We start from the raw sequence: 15,135 nt of genomic DNA on the forward strand, positions 1-15,135 counted from the left end.
GCGATCTTTGCATGATAGTTGCAACCAAATGTCAGGTAGCAATGGATAAGCCTTATCGCATCGATATCGCCGGTTAAATTTTGAACCAATAGTTACGGTTCAAGACGATACACCAAAGTGCGCCATGATCACCATCAAGGTGGTCTATCAAGTCAAAGATCTGCATGATCGGCAAACAACTTGACCTGTAATTAACATGCTGAACGGTTTAACGCCTGATAAATAGAACTTTATTAGACCTGTAATTTAAACCTTAAGCAAAATGTGTATTTTAGTTGAGGTTTAAAGTATCGGTGATGCTACAATATAACTGGATGCAGTTGATGGAGTTCCGGCCTGCGACCGATCATCAACTTCGACCGATTTTATCATAACATGGGGAAATTTTTACTTACTATTGCGCTTTTTTTACCCATCTGGGTATTTGCCCAAAATGCTGATACCTACATTCAGGCGGGTAACAAAAAAGATAAGTTAAAAAATTACAACGGAGCCATTCAGGATTATACCCGTGCCATCGCGTTGGATAGCACCAATGCCAACGCCTACTTTTTCAGGGCCAATGCCCGTACCAATGTGAACGATCCTAACGGTGCGATCCAAGATTATACCCGCGCCATTCGTTACAAACCAGATCTGGGTGAGGCCTACCTCTATCGTGCCAATGCACTAAGTAAGTTAGAGAATTACCAGGCCGCCGTTCAGGATTATACTACGGCGTTAAGATACCGCCCGAACAACGCCGATGTTTATCATTACCGGGCCAATGCCAAAGCTAACCTGAAAGACAACATCGGTGCGATCGATGATTTTACCAAGGCCATTAAGCTACAGCCCAATAACCCTGACCTTTTTACCTACCGAGGTGTGGCCTACAGCAACCAGGGTGAGAACGAAGAAGCCATATCCGATTACGACCGCGCCATTAAGCTGCAACCGCGTAATGCATCTTTATATTACTACCGTGCTAATGCCAAAGCAGCTATCAAGAACTACAACGGTGCTATACTTGATTTCAACCAAGCCCTTGCCCTGAACCCGAGCAATGCAGAGGCATATTATTACCGTGGTAACGCCCGTGCCAATATGGGCAACAACCAGGGAGCGATCGTTGATTACAACCAGGCCATCAGGCTTAACCCTAAGCTGACCGAGCTTTACCATTACCTGGCCAACGCTAAGGTAAATGTTGATGACAACCGTGGTGCCATAGCCGGTTACACCAAGGCCATAGCCGAGAACCCGAACAATGCGGAGCTATACTTACGCCGTGGGGTGGCTTATGTGAATATCAACAACAAGGCTAAAGCTTTACCTGACCTGAACAAAGCTATCGAACTGGATCCCGATGGATTCCCTGAAGCTTACCGTACCAGGGCAGGTATCCGTTATGACAATAAAGATTACGAAGGCGCAGTAGATGATGCGGACGCCGTGATCAAGAACGACCCTAAGGATGCCAACGCCTTTGCGATCAGGGGGGCTGCCAAGACATACTTAAAAGATACCGTTGCTGCCTTAGGCGACCTGAACACTGCCTTGCAACTGAACCCTCGCGATAGCTATGCCTATTATTTGCGCGGGACGGTGAAACGCGATATGAAAGATTATCGCGGAGCCATTGAGGACCTGACCAAGGCCATTGAGCTAAGGCCGAATTATACTGATGCTTACCTGGAGCGTGGCAATGCCCGCGCACGTACACGCAACTTTGCTGGCGCTGCTCAGGATTATCAGCGCGTGCTGGATTCATCGCCGCGCAGTGCGGAGGCCTATCTTAAACTGGGTAACGCCCGGGCCTTGTTTCGCGATTATCAGGGTGCAATAGATACGTATAACCTCGGCCTGCGCATCGAGCCTAAGAATACTGCTTTTTACATCAAACGCGGTGTGGCCAAAAGCAAGCTGGGTGATACCCAAGGCGCGGCGCGTGATTTTAACCAGGTTTTGCGTATCGATACCGGCTCCTCAGAAGCCTATCAGAACCGTGGCAACCTCAAAGCCGGTTACGGCGATTACGAAGGTGCCCTGGCCGATATCAACACGGCTATCTCCAAAAAACCTAACGAGGAGGCATACTTGTTCCTGGGCAATGCGCAGGCAGGCTTGAACGACTACTTAGGCGCGATAGATAGCTACAATAAGGCGATCGATATGAATACCAACAGTGCTAAGGCCTACTACTACCGTGGTTTGGCCAAAAGCAGCCTGCCCGACTCATTAGGCGCCATGGATGATTTCCGTAAAGCCTATGAGTATGATCCGCAGGATGAGGACGTCTTTGTATACCGCGGTCTGGCTAAATTCAACATGGCCGATACCATCAATGCCATACAGGAGTACAACACGGCGATCGATATGAATCCCAACAACTCTGATGCTTACCTGTACCGCGGCATGGCCAAGCTGAAGTTGATGGATAAGATCGGTGCCATGATGGACTACAATATGGCCATTCAAATGAACCCGGCCAGTAAAATAGCTTTCTATAGAAGGGGTGTCTTAAAGTCGATACAAAGGGATAACAAAGGAGCCATAGATGACCTGACCACCGCCATTAGTTTGGACGGGCGGTTACGGGATGCCTTTTATGAACGGGGCCTGATCCGTATCCAATTCTCGGCCGAGAAGATCAATGGTTGTATTGACCTGAGCAAAGCGGGCGAGTTAGGCTTAAAAAAGGCATACGATGCTATTAAGCAATATTGCAATTGATATATATTATATCTCGATCAAAAAAGCGGCTCAAAAGGCCGCTTTTTTCTTTTGCTACCAACGGCTATGAACAATTGTTACGTCGAATCAAATATCATTCTTCACTTTTAAGATAAGATATTTCATAAGAATTAGGAATAATAAAAAATGAGTATTAATTTCAGGTCCGTGCTTCCCCAGGCACCATACCTATAACCAATTATCACTTTATCTGACCCGAGGACCATGACCGGTGATACGATGGCTATAGTATGACGTACGGGATGCCGATACCCATATCATGACCTTATGAGCGATCTGTCAAAACTCGATCTGTCAAAACTCATTCAACAAAGCTATTCGGGCATCACTCTGCTTGATCGTAAGCTTGAAGTACTTTACCGTACGCCATCCGCTTCTAACATAACCGGTTGGGCCAATGCTGACCTTAAAGGTATCAGCATGATGGACATGGTACATGCAAATGATAAAGTGCCGTTAAGGGATCTACTGGACAGCATACTGGGTTGCCCGGGTTCATTACAGACCATCACCTTCAGATTGAAGCATCATGAGGGGCACTATATATGGCTGGAGTGTACATTCATCAATAGGATAGAGGAGCCCGACCTGAACGCCATAGTGTGCAACTTCATTGACGTTACCGAAAAAAAGCTGAACGAGGATCTGCTACAGCAGACCCTCGAAGAACTATCGGCATATAAAAAAGCATTGGACGAGGCTGCTATAGTGGCCATCACCGACCAAAAAGGATCCATAAAGCACGTCAATCAAAACTTCTCTAGAATATCAGGCTACACCACCGAAGAACTGATCGGCAATGATCACCGCATCATCAACTCAGGGCACCACGATAAGGAATTTATGAGGGAGTTGTGGCGCACTATTGCCCAAGGTCGCATTTGGAAAGGAGAATTGCGTAACCGGGCCAAAAATGGAGACATATATTGGGTAGACACCAGCATCGTTCCATTCTTGGATGCCAGTGGTAAGCCGTATCAATATGTGGCTATACGGTCAGACATAACCGAACGTAAGCTTCGGGAAATAGAGCTTAAAAAGACAACACAAAGCCTGATAAACCTTTTGGAGACCATATCTGACGGATATATCAGCCTTGACCGCGAATTATGCTGTACTTATGCGAACAGGCAGGTGGGCGAGATATTAGGTATAGATGCAAATAAACTGATCGGCCGTAACATATGGGAGATACTTCCGGGAGCCATTGGTTCGGAAACTTATCATGCCATCCTTACTGCCATTAATGAGGACAGGTACGTGAGAAACGAAGAACATTTTGAGCGCCTGGGGCTTTGGCAGGAGAACCGTATCTATCCTACGGCCGACGGCTTATCGATCTTCATCCGTGATATTACCCAAAGTAAGATCGAAGAGCAACACCTGCGTTTGCTCGAATCGGCGATCGCTAATACTACCGATGCTGTACTGATCACCGAGAACGACCCAATCAATGAGCCGGGCCCGCGTATAGTTTATGTGAACCATGCCTTTACTGAAATGACGGGCTATATGGCCAGGGAGGTGCTGGACCGGTCGCCACGTTTTCTACAGGGCGAAAGGACCGACCGTTCAGAGCTGGACCGCATGCGGCAACTTCTTGAGAAAGGAGAGAACTTTGAATCGACCCTGATCAATTATAATAAAGACAATGAGGAGTACTGGGTCAATATCTCCATCGCTCCGGTACACGATCAGTACGGCAAGGTGAGCCATTACGTATCGACCCAACGTGACGTGACCACAAAGGTGACCGAAGAGCAACAGCGTGCGCTGATCACAGCGGTAAGTATGATCTTCAATACCAACAATGGACTTACTGAGACATTGACCAGGATCCTGGAGCGCTTGGTTCAATTTGGAGATCTGCTCACGGCCGAAGCATGGCTGATCAGCAGCGACCAGCAGCGTATCGACCTTAAAGCGCGGTACTTACGCGACGAAGAAGCAGAGGCTTTTTATAATGTTGGATCTAAGATAGAGAGCTTTAAGATAGGCGAGGGATTGCCGGGCTCGGTTTGGCGATCAGGCGAACTAGCTCACTGGCGGCATATTGCCACGCATCCGGGCTTTGTAAGGCGTGATGGAGCTATGGCCAGCGGCCTTAGCACCGCCTATGGCATACCATTAAAAGTAGGTAAGAGAGTGATCGGGGTACTGGTACTGGCTACCGATAAGGACGAAAAATTAAAGAACCGGTACCAAAGCTTTTTTAACAAGTTCGGTACCCACTTAAGTTCTGAACTTAAACGTAAACAGTTGGAGGATGAGTTGGGGCAAATATTCAATTTTGTGCCTGATGTGATCTGCGTGGTGGATGCCGATCGCAAGTTCAGGAACGCTAACCCAGCCATGTGCGAACTACTGGGCTATACGCAAGATGAGTTGGCCAAGCTTAAGGTGGACGACATCATACACCCTGAAGATCTGCATAGCAGCCAAGAACGCATGGCTGCCTTCACACAAGATCAGGATGCGTCGCTTTATTTTGAAGACCGGTACCTTACCCGAAGTGGCAAGGTGAAATGGCTGGCCTGGACGGCCACGGCCGGACGTGAGCCGGGTGTGCTGTTTTGCGTGGCAAAGGACATCACAGAGAAAAAAGAATTGGAGAACCTGCTGAACAAAGCCACAGCCCTGGCATGTATAGGTGGATGGGAGGTGGATATGATCACGGATACGGTGTATTGGTCGCCCATTACACGCGAGATACACGGGGTAGATGATGAATTTGTACCTCGGCTGGACATTGGCTTGCGATTTTATAAGGAAGGGGCCGATCGCGATCACATAACCGAACTGTTCACGGCCGTGGTAGAACGCGGTATACAGATGGATACAGAAGCCCAGATCATTACGGCAAAAAATGAGACCAAATGGGTAAGGGTGATCGGTGAAGCCGAATATGTGAACAAAAAGTGCGTAAGAGTATATGGAAGTTTTCAGGATATAGATACCCGCAAGCGTGCACAGTTGGCCGCGCAATATGCGCTCGAAGAAAAGGATACAATATTAGACAGTATAGGTGACGGGTTTTTTGCCGTTGATAGGAATTGGATCGTTACCTATTGGAACAACAGCGCTGCAGAGTTGATGAGCTTACCTAAAGAGAACGTGATCGGCAACAACCTATGGCAATTGTTCCCGGCAGCTGTGCAGGCCGCATCTTACCAAATGTATCATGAGGCCGTGGAAAAAAAGTTGCCGGTGCATTTTAACGACTATTACGAACCGCTTCATACTTGGTATGATGTAAGTGCCTATCCGGCTGCAGATGGTCTATCTATCTATTTCAAGGATGTGACCGAACGGATGAATTATATCAAAGCCATAGAGGAGCAGAACCGCAAGTTCAACGAGATATCATGGATGCAATCGCACGTGGTGCGTGCGCCGTTAAGCCGTATACTTGGTTTAGTAGACCTGCTTAAAAACATTTCAATGAATGAAAGTGATCATGACGTTGTGCTTGGATACATCGTTGAGTCGGCTCAGGAGCTTGATGGCGTGATCAAGAACATTACCGACCTATCTGCCACTGGTGATCGATAGGACAGTGTTACAGGCTCCCGGTCGGTGTTAGGAATAACTCTTCGCTGATCGGTGGGATGATCTCTTTCTCCTTAGCGGTATCGAACATCAGTTGAATAGCTTTCTTGCCCTCGGCCCCCAGATCTACCGAGTATTTGTTCACATACAGGTCGATGTGTTTGTACATCACCTCCTCGCTCATTTCCTGTGCGTGGGAGCAAATAAATTCCAGGCCCGACTTAGGATTAGCGAACGCGAACTCTACCGAACGGCGCAATACACGGTTCACTTTTTGCTGGACCTCTAAAGGTAGCTTACGATTAGCCACGATACCTCCCAGCGGAATGGCGCATCCCGTTTTTTGTTCCCAATAGTCGCCTAGGTCCATGATCTTTTTCAGGCCTTTTTCCTGGTAGGTAAAGCGGTTCTCGTGTATGATGAGGCCCACCTCTATGCGGTCGTCCAGTAATGCCTGCTCAATATCAGAGAAAACGATCTCTTGTTTATCCTTCGCGTTAGGGAAGGCCAAACTCAGTAAGAAATTGGCGGTGGTATATTTGCCTGGTATACCGATGCGCACAGCGCGCTTGTCGGTGGTCAGGTCTTCCAACACCTGCTTTTCATCGCCTTTGCAGATCAGCATTGGGCCAACGCCAAAACCCAGGGCGCTGCCGGCATCCAACAGCACATACTGGTTGGCCACATAGGCAAAAGCATGATAGCTGAGCTTAGTGATATCCAGCTCACCACGCATGGCTTTTAGGTTCAGCGTCTCCACGTCATCATAATACACTTCGAACTCCAGTCCTTCAGTATCGATCTTATGATGGATCAGCGCATCGAAAATGAACGTATCATTGGGGCATGGCGAAAAGCCGAGTGTTAGTTTCATGGTAGCAGGGTTTAGTATCAAAGTATCAGCAGTGATCGGTCAGCTGCCAATGGTCTCTAATAGTTCTACAGCAAAGGTATTAAGTTCTTTAACGGCAAGCCCTATCTTCCAGGCATTGCGGTCACGCTTTTCTACGTAATTTGACACGGCTCTGATCTGCAGGGCGGGAACCTGAGCTTGCTCACAGGCGTATAAGAAGGCGGCACCCTCCATGCTCTCGATCTGTGCCGGGATAAGCTGCTGCACACGTGCGATCGACCGCTCGTTACCGTGTACAGTATTAACAGTGATCCCCGTGGCCTGCTTAATGCTTATACCTTGCAGGTAATTGCCAAGCCGGGCAGTGGTGCCATACTGCGTGTAGCCAAATCCTAAGTCATCAAGGGTTATAAAGCGCTCGTCGTCCTCGGCACCCAGTTCAATAAAGGTATCATTGGTCACTTCCACTACTTCGCCCAGTGCAATGGAGCGGTCCAGACTTCCGGCTATGCCCAGATTAATGGCCAGATCATAAGCGGTATGGGCTAACCGCCTACCCATCGCAAAGGCCGTGGCCACCATACCCACACCGGTGATCAGCACATCTACCTTTGCATTTGGTAACTGAAATGCAAGGTCAGTAACAGCTACGTTTTGGGTCGTGTGCGCTAAATAAGAGATCAGCGGGCTTACCTCTTCGCGTGTTGCGGCTACCACTAATATGTTCATGCCGGCTAAGTTAAAACAACTTGCCTGTTTTTGTTTTGTATATTTGCACCAACAATTGTTATGATGATATACGTAACGCGCAAGGAGCATTTCAATGCCGCACATCGCATGTACCGCGAGGAGTGGAGCGCAGAAAAGAACCAGGAAGTGTTCGGCAAATGTGCCAATCCCAACTGGCACGGCCATAATTACTATCTATATGTAACGGTAAAAGGCGAGATCACCCATGCCACCGGTTACCTCATCGATCTTAAAGATCTTAAAGTGATCATTAACGAGCATGTGATCCAAAAACTCGATCACATGAACCTGAATAAGGACGTTGATTTTATGCAAGGCAAAATGGCCTCTACCGAGATCCTTTGCATCGAGATATTTAACCAGCTTAAAGGCCCCATTGAAGCACACGAAGGTGTGTTCCTGCATTCGGTGCGTTTGGCTGAGACCGAGAATAATAGTGCCGAGTACTTTGGCGAATAATTGATACTATGATAGAGGATGACGACGATGACCTGCCTCAACGTGATGCCGGCATTGACAAATACCGTAAGATAGACCGCTACAACCCGCAGCTGATCACCGACCTATCGGCCAATTACCAGCAGGTATTGCAGCATATTGGTGAGGACCCCACACGCGAAGGCCTGTTAAAGACCCCCGAGCGTATGGCCAAAGCGATGCTTTTCCTGACTCAGGGGTATGACCTGAGCGCTCAGGAGATATTGAATTCGGCCATGTTCAAAGAAGAATATAGCCAGATGGTGGTAGTAAAGGACATTGAAGTATACTCAATGTGCGAGCACCATATGCTACCTTTCTTTGGTAAAGCGCATGTGGCCTACATCCCTAACGGGCATGTGGTGGGTTTAAGTAAGATTCCACGCGTGGTAGATGTTTTTGCCCGCCGCTTACAAGTACAAGAGCGCCTGACCAACGAGATACGCGATTGTATACAAGAAACGCTGCAACCATTAGGCGTAGGCGTGGTGATCGAGTGCCGCCACCTGTGCATGAGTATGCGTGGTGTGCAAAAGCAGAACTCCGTGACCACAACCTCGGCGTTCAGCGGCGAGTTCTTTAAGGAAAAGACCCGTACTGAATTTTTGAATTTGATAACCAGTAAATTATCGTGATCAGAATTTTTTGATCCAGATAATTAAGCCAATAACTACTAACCTGTTAATCCAATAACTAATTTGAAAGCATATATTTTTCCAGGACAAGGTGCCCAATTTGTGGGTATGGGCAAAGATCTTTATGATCAGCATGAAAGTGCTCGCGAGCTTTTTGAGCAGGCCAATACCATCTTAGGTTTCCGCATCACCGATATCATGTTCAGCGGTACCGATGAGGACCTTAAGCAGACCAAAGTAACTCAACCGGCCATCTTTTTACACTCGGTGATCCTGGCCAAAGTAGCAGGTAATGATTTTGCTCCGGAGATGGTAGCCGGTCATTCACTGGGTGAGTTCTCGGCTCTGGTAGCCGCTGGTGCCCTGTCTTTTGAGGACGGGTTGAAACTTGTTGCCGCACGTGCCAATGCTATGCAAAAGGCTTGCGAACTACAACCATCTACCATGGCCGCGGTGTTAGGCCTTGATGATTTTACTGTTGAGGACGTTTGCCAACGTGTAAGCGATGTAGTGGTTCCAGCCAATTATAACTGCCCGGGGCAACTGGTGATATCAGGTACCATAGCCGGTATCGACAAAGCCTGTGAATTGTTGAAAGAGGCTGGTGCTAAACGTGCATTGGTGTTGAACGTAGGAGGTGCTTTTCACTCACCGTTAATGGAATCGGCCCGTGTTGAATTGGAGCACGCCATTGTGAACACGGACATCAAAGCCCCGGTATGCCCGATCTATCAGAACATCGATGCCAAACCATATACTGATCCTGAACAGATCAAGCACAACCTGATCGCTCAGCTTACCGGTGCGGTACGCTGGACCCAGACGGTGATGCACATGCTCGAAGATGGTGCGACATCCTTCACCGAAGTAGGCCCTGGTAACGTACTGCAGGGACTGGTCAAAAAAGTGGACCGCGCAGCACAAACAGCAAGTTTAAGCATCCAATAACAACTATTTGCAAAAGCCACAAACCAAAGTGGCTTTTGTTTTTTATGATATATTAGCTTTTAACATACTGCCGCTGCTTTGACCAACTTTGCCAAGATCCGTATCCTTTTAGCATTACTATGCGTCAGCCTGTTATTGCTGGCGGTTATGCTGCACGCGGGTCATACCCAACAGGAAGGCTTTTTTGACAGCGCCCGCAAACTGGAGCGCAACCTTCATCACAAAGAGAAGTATGCTGAAGAGCTGCTGTCGGGCCGCAACTTCAAAATGCTGAAGACCCTGCCTGGCAACAGCAAGCTGGCCGCCAAACTGGTTGACGAAGTGACCGTGACCAACCGTATATGGCTGGTCACTTATCATAACAATAAGCTGACCTACTGGAGTGGTATCAAGGTGGTGCATGAGGATCCGCGCAAGGTCAAGGAAGGTATATCATTCAGGCGCGAGAGCAATGGTTATTATGAGGCTATCCGCAAAACAGAGGGTAACTTTACTGCTATAGCTTATATATTTATCAAGAACCAGTTCGGGCTGCAGAATCAGTATCTGCAAAATACCTTCGAAAAAGACCTGGTCAATGATGAGAATCTACAGGTGGCCGATCTGGCTGATAAGAATGTTTTTCCTATCCATAACCGGCATGATCAGTACCTGTTCTCCGTCAAAAGTTCAGACAGGCAAAATACTTATGGTCTGTTCAATTGGGAAATGGGTGCCTGGGCCGTGTTATTGCTCTCATTATGTTTGTTGATCAGTAGTATAGGTAACTACTTCATTCATAAAAAGCAGATATGGGCATCGTTCGGCTTTATGGCCGTTAGCCTGCTGGCTATCCGTTTCGTTAACCTTTATTTCCACTTCCCTGACCTGAGCAAGCATTTGCGCCTGTTCGACCCGCAACTGTACAGCCTTAACGCCTTAGTACCCTCCCTTGGTGATCTTTGCCTTAATATCCTGTTCTTGTTCTGGCTGGTGGTTTATATTTATTACAACCGCCACAAGATCATCAATTACAGGCTGGGGCGTATCAGTTCGTATGCGGTACTGGGTGGCAGCATCGCTACGCTTTTGCTGGCATCAACAGGCTTGCTTTACCTGTTCCGTAAGCTGGTGATCAGCTCTAACATCAACTTTGATGTTAATAACGTGCTTACCCTGTCGGTATACAGCATGATCGGCGTTACCATGGCGTGCTTTGCGTTCCTGATCTTTTTCTTGTTGGTAGAGATATTGCTGGTGATCGATCAGCACATCCGGGTCGACGTTAAGATCAAATTGATCGCATTGCTTGGGTCTATCGCGCTGTTCACCATTTGGTCGGCTTTTGATCACCGGTTCACGTTATTCTACATTCTTTGGGGAGTGATAGTGCTCATCAGGGCTTATGACTACCGTAATCGTCATGGTCAGCTCAATGCGCTGTCATACATCAGTATCATCGTCATCTGTTCGTTCGTGGCTTCTATTAAACTCAATTACTTTGAGCGCATTAAAGAGCACAATACCCGTGTGGAGTTGGTGAAGCAATTAAGCAACGGTGATGATGCTAAGATACGCAAGGTGTTTAAAGCCGTTGAGCACCGGATCGTGAAGGACCCGTTACTGATCCGGTATCTGCATAACCGTAAACATAGCGACGGTTTTTTGAAGGACCATTTGGAGCGGTCATATTTTGATGGCTACCTGTCTGACTATGATTGTAAGGTACATGAATTCGATCAAAAAGGTGAGCCGTTAGCAGAGACCAGCAAATACCAGCTGAACGACTTTAAGGACATGGTGATCCTGAGTTCCTTTAAACTTTCAGATTACTTTTACCGGGAGGACGATAGCTTCGGCTTTCAGAGCTACTTTGCCATACTGCCCGTTTACGAAGGAGAGAGCAACCTGGGCACCGTGATCGTTGAGTTGCGCTCGAAACCCATTCACTCTAATAGTAACTTCCCTGATCTGCTGATCGAAAGTGATCTGCGTCCTGACGGTCGCTTTAAGGATTACTCATACGCTTTTTACAGCGATGGTAACTTGCTTAGCCAGAGTGGTAAGTACGACTATGATGTGGTGAACACCCAACTCAAAGGTCAGTTGAAGCATTATGTGTTCAAGACCACTGATAACAACGAGGCCACGGAACCATCATGGTTCAAAAGATTTAGCAGGGTGAGCCACCTGATCTATCAGCCCAGCTTGCGTAAGGTGATCGTGGTGTCGCGCGAACGGAACATCTTCTTCAATGGCCTTACCTCGCTCACCTTCTTTTTTGTGATGCTGTTATTATTCAGCGCACTGGTGATACTGGTGGCCTGGCTATGGCGCAGGGTAAGTGTGGTGAAGATCACCGAACATAGCGTGCATTGGCACCTGCGGTGGAATTTTGAGAACCTGCTGTACAAAACGCGTATCCAGTTCTCCATGATATTTGCCGTAGTGGCAACGTTGACCCTGGTAGGTATCATTACCTACATCTCCATCAGGGCGCAATACCAGGAGCAACAGGATGAGCTGATCAGCAACAAAGTTACCGCGATCGCTGCTAAGTTCGAGAACACTTTTCCTGACGACCTGACCGCCATCAATGAGCAGACCCAGGTCAAGTTCGCCAACTTTGCCGATAACTTTTCGGCCGATCTGATCCTGTTCGATACCAGCGGAGTGCCCGTATTGTCTACCCAACCTAAGATATATGATTATGGCCTGTTAGGCAGGCGTATGCATGCCAAAGCGTTCGTGATGCTGAAGCAGATGCACCGCTCCTTATTGGTAAATACTGAGAGGATAGCCGGGTTGACCTATAAAACGGCCTATGTACCTATCCGCAGTGGCACCAAACGTGCGACCGTAGCTTACCTGCAAGTACCTTACTTTGCCAATGAGGCCGATTATTTGGAGCGTATAGGCTCGTTCTTGAACGCTATGATCAACATCTATGCGCTCATATTTATAGCCATAGGTGTATTTGCGGTACTGATCGCCAGGCAGATCACCAATCCATTGAGCTTTATTCAACATAGCCTGAGCAAGACCATTTATGGTAAAAAGAACGAGCCGATCAAGTGGGACCGCGACGATGAGATCGGGGCTTTGGTAAAAGAGTATAATAAGATGATCGCCGCGCTGGAGAACAGCGCCAACAGACTGGCCCAATCTGAAAGGGAAAGCGCCTGGCGGGAAATGGCCAAGCAGGTGGCTCACGAGATCAAGAACCCGCTTACCCCGCTCAAGCTGGGCTTACAACTGCTTGAGAAATCGTGGAAGGACAAAGATGCCAAGTTCGATATCAAGTTCGAGCGTTTCAGCAAATCATTTGTGGAGCAGATCGAAAGCTTGTCTAACATCGCTTCTGAGTTCTCGGCTTTTGCCAAGATGCCCGATACCAAAATGCAGCCGCTGGATGTGTTCGAGATATTAGGACAGGCCGTGATCATATTCAAGCACATGGATAATGTACGGATCGGTTATGAGGCACCTATTGGTTCATTCATGATCATGGCCGATCGTGACCAGCTGCTCCGCTGCTTTAATAACCTGCTCAAAAATGCCATTGAGGCTATGCCGCCTGAGCACCAGGGCGTGGTTGATATCACCTATACGCTGGGCAAGGACTTCGTGCTGCTTAAGATCATGGATAACGGTAACGGCATACCGGAGAACCTGCGCGAAAGGATATTCGAACCTAACTTCACTACCAAAAGCTCAGGTACAGGATTGGGCCTCGCCTTTGTGAAGAACTCGATCGAGAATGCCGGTGGCAGGGTATGGTTCGAGACCGCCATTGGCGAAGGCACCACGTTCTACCTTAACTTCCCGGCCGCACCGGCCAACGCCACAGCCAAAGCTTAAAACTCGATATGTGCCCTTAACGAGAATACATGAACGGGTCCACGATCGCGGTTGTAGGCCGGGTTGGCAATGAATTGATAATCGGGCGTAAGCCAAAAGAAACCTTTATACACATCGGCCTTATAATAAAGTTCGGCTACTAGCTCGTGAGCGTAGTTCAGTTTGCCATCGCCAATGATGAACCCGTAGCCTCCGGCGGCCAGGTAATCTCGGTGCGGGCCTGATATGCCGTTACCAACAAAAGCAAGACCTACCTCATCGTTCTTACGCTTCCACGAGGTGCCCTTAAGTACACTACCCAGACTTATGGAACGGTCTATCTCGGTAAAGAACCAGGTTTGCGTATGCCCGTCGTTAAAGCTGGCACGAGCGAACACGCCCAGGTCAGGGTTCAGGTTCTGTTCGGCGTTGATGCCGAAGCCCAATTTATGATGTCCATAACGGTCGACGGCATCAACATCAGGGGCGGCCGGATTAATACTGACCGCCTCGCGGTAGTTGCCCATTTTTCCGCGATTGTAAAAACCAAGTAATCTTAACGTACCGTTCTGCCCACCTAATTGATAGCGGCGCTCGTATTCGAGGTTCTGTGTGTAACCTTTGGTTATGCGTTCATCCAATATAGAGCCGTTAGCAGCAGTAGGCACCATGGTATAAGCATAGCGCAGCGTCCAGTTGGGTTGGCCCAGCTCAGCATAAAGGCCAATGATGTAGCCGCGGGTATTGGCCGGATAATCCCATGCGCCGTTGCTCATTAACGACCAGTTCATGAACTGTGAGCGTGGGTCATGGCTAAAGGTATTACCATCAAAAAAATCGGATATACCGAACTTACCGGCCGTTACCTGGAAGTAACGCTTGCTTTTACGGCCGGCTAGTTGGTTCTGGTCGTCGGTAACGTTCTCGTATTCGCTGCCCCACTCAAAGCGTTGGGTCAGGTAAAGGCGGGCTATATAAATGCGCGGATCAGCGCTACCGATCCTGAACGCCTCTCCGTTAGGGAAACCGGCTATACCCAGGGCCTGGCTAAAGCCTTCGCCACCCGATATCTCGGGGTTAAAGTAAGCCTCAGCGCCTTTCCATAAACGGGCACCCATGAACAAGGTACTGGTGAGTGAACTGGCGGTCTCGCTGCTTGGAGATAAACTGTTATTGCCTGAATATGCGGCATTGAAGCGAGGCTTGGTTTGGGTGATCACCGTTTGCTGGAAGTGCAGATTCACTCTTTCCTGCTTTACGGTGTCCTGCTTCACGTTATCCTGGGCAAAGCTTTTAGTAACAGCACCAGCAACAACGCCGATCATCAGCAGTACAGTTCTTTTCATCATTAGGGAATTTTATGCAAAT

The 15,135-nt window shown here is 48.2% G+C and carries 9 protein-coding genes; 6 read left to right on the plus strand and 3 right to left on the minus strand.

Annotated features, from left to right (window positions below):
* Window positions 1-375 precede the first annotated feature (375 nt).
* Complete coding sequence (locus tag LLH06_RS00730) at window positions 376-2,715, plus strand: tetratricopeptide repeat protein (protein WP_228171322.1); 2,340 nt, start codon at window positions 376-378, stop codon at window positions 2,713-2,715.
* A gap of 288 nt (window positions 2,716-3,003) precedes the next feature.
* Window positions 3,004-6,288 (plus strand): PAS domain S-box protein, encoded by a 3,285-nt coding sequence (locus LLH06_RS00735; RefSeq protein WP_228171323.1) that lies wholly within the window; start codon window positions 3,004-3,006, stop codon window positions 6,286-6,288.
* Between the two features lie 7 nt (window positions 6,289-6,295).
* Here the strand turns inward: LLH06_RS00735 and LLH06_RS00740 are convergent, their stop codons facing one another.
* Together LLH06_RS00740 and mqnB are read right to left on the minus strand one after the other, a co-directional pair.
* Window positions 6,296-7,159 (minus strand): menaquinone biosynthesis family protein, encoded by an 864-nt coding sequence (locus LLH06_RS00740; RefSeq protein WP_228171324.1) that lies wholly within the window; start codon window positions 7,157-7,159, stop codon window positions 6,296-6,298.
* A 39-nt stretch (window positions 7,160-7,198) separates the two neighbouring features.
* Window positions 7,199-7,867: a futalosine hydrolase gene (mqnB, locus tag LLH06_RS00745; protein WP_228171325.1), complete on the minus strand. Its 669-nt coding sequence runs from the start codon at window positions 7,865-7,867 to the stop codon at window positions 7,199-7,201.
* A gap of 63 nt (window positions 7,868-7,930) precedes the next feature.
* On the opposite strand from mqnB, the gene LLH06_RS00750 reads away from it, so the two are divergent.
* The 4 genes from LLH06_RS00750 to LLH06_RS00765 all read left to right on the plus strand — a co-directional run bounded on the left by LLH06_RS00750 (window position 7,931) and on the right by LLH06_RS00765 (window position 13,788).
* Entirely contained in the window at window positions 7,931-8,347 is a 417-nt protein-coding gene (locus LLH06_RS00750; RefSeq protein WP_228173251.1) for a 6-pyruvoyl trahydropterin synthase family protein, read from the plus strand.
* An 8-nt stretch (window positions 8,348-8,355) separates the two neighbouring features.
* Complete coding sequence (gene folE, locus LLH06_RS00755) at window positions 8,356-9,000, plus strand: GTP cyclohydrolase I FolE (protein ID WP_228171326.1); 645 nt, start codon at window positions 8,356-8,358, stop codon at window positions 8,998-9,000.
* A gap of 63 nt (window positions 9,001-9,063) precedes the next feature.
* Entirely contained in the window at window positions 9,064-9,948 is an 885-nt protein-coding gene (fabD, locus tag LLH06_RS00760) for an ACP S-malonyltransferase (RefSeq protein WP_228171327.1), read from the plus strand.
* 78 nt (window positions 9,949-10,026) lie between these two features.
* On the plus strand, window positions 10,027-13,788 hold the full coding sequence (locus LLH06_RS00765) for an ATP-binding protein (protein ID WP_228171328.1): 3,762 nt from the start codon (window positions 10,027-10,029) through the stop codon (window positions 13,786-13,788).
* On the opposite strand, the gene LLH06_RS00770 is transcribed toward LLH06_RS00765, so the two are convergent.
* Window positions 13,785-15,116, minus strand: a complete 1,332-nt coding sequence (locus tag LLH06_RS00770) for a carbohydrate porin (RefSeq protein ID WP_228171329.1) — start codon at window positions 15,114-15,116, stop codon at window positions 13,785-13,787. The genes LLH06_RS00765 and LLH06_RS00770 overlap by 4 nt on opposite strands.
* Window positions 15,117-15,135 lie beyond the last annotated feature (19 nt).

The organism is Mucilaginibacter daejeonensis (assembly GCF_020783335.1).
In the GTDB taxonomy this organism is placed as follows: domain Bacteria; phylum Bacteroidota; class Bacteroidia; order Sphingobacteriales; family Sphingobacteriaceae; genus Mucilaginibacter; species Mucilaginibacter daejeonensis.

Coding starts and splice junctions, on each gene's coding strand:
- LLH06_RS00730 (WP_228171322.1), top strand. CDS start 376: ATGGGGAAATTTTTACTTACTATTGCGCTTTTTTTACCCATCTGGGTA.
- LLH06_RS00735 (WP_228171323.1), top strand. CDS start 3,004: ATGAGCGATCTGTCAAAACTCGATCTGTCAAAACTCATTCAACAAAGC.
- LLH06_RS00740 (WP_228171324.1), bottom strand. CDS start 7,159: ATGAAACTAACACTCGGCTTTTCGCCATGCCCCAATGATACGTTCATT.
- mqnB (WP_228171325.1), bottom strand. CDS start 7,867: ATGAACATATTAGTGGTAGCCGCAACACGCGAAGAGGTAAGCCCGCTG.
- LLH06_RS00750 (WP_228173251.1), top strand. CDS start 7,931: ATGATATACGTAACGCGCAAGGAGCATTTCAATGCCGCACATCGCATG.
- folE (WP_228171326.1), top strand. CDS start 8,356: ATGATAGAGGATGACGACGATGACCTGCCTCAACGTGATGCCGGCATT.
- LLH06_RS00770 (WP_228171329.1), bottom strand. CDS start 15,116: ATGATGAAAAGAACTGTACTGCTGATGATCGGCGTTGTTGCTGGTGCT.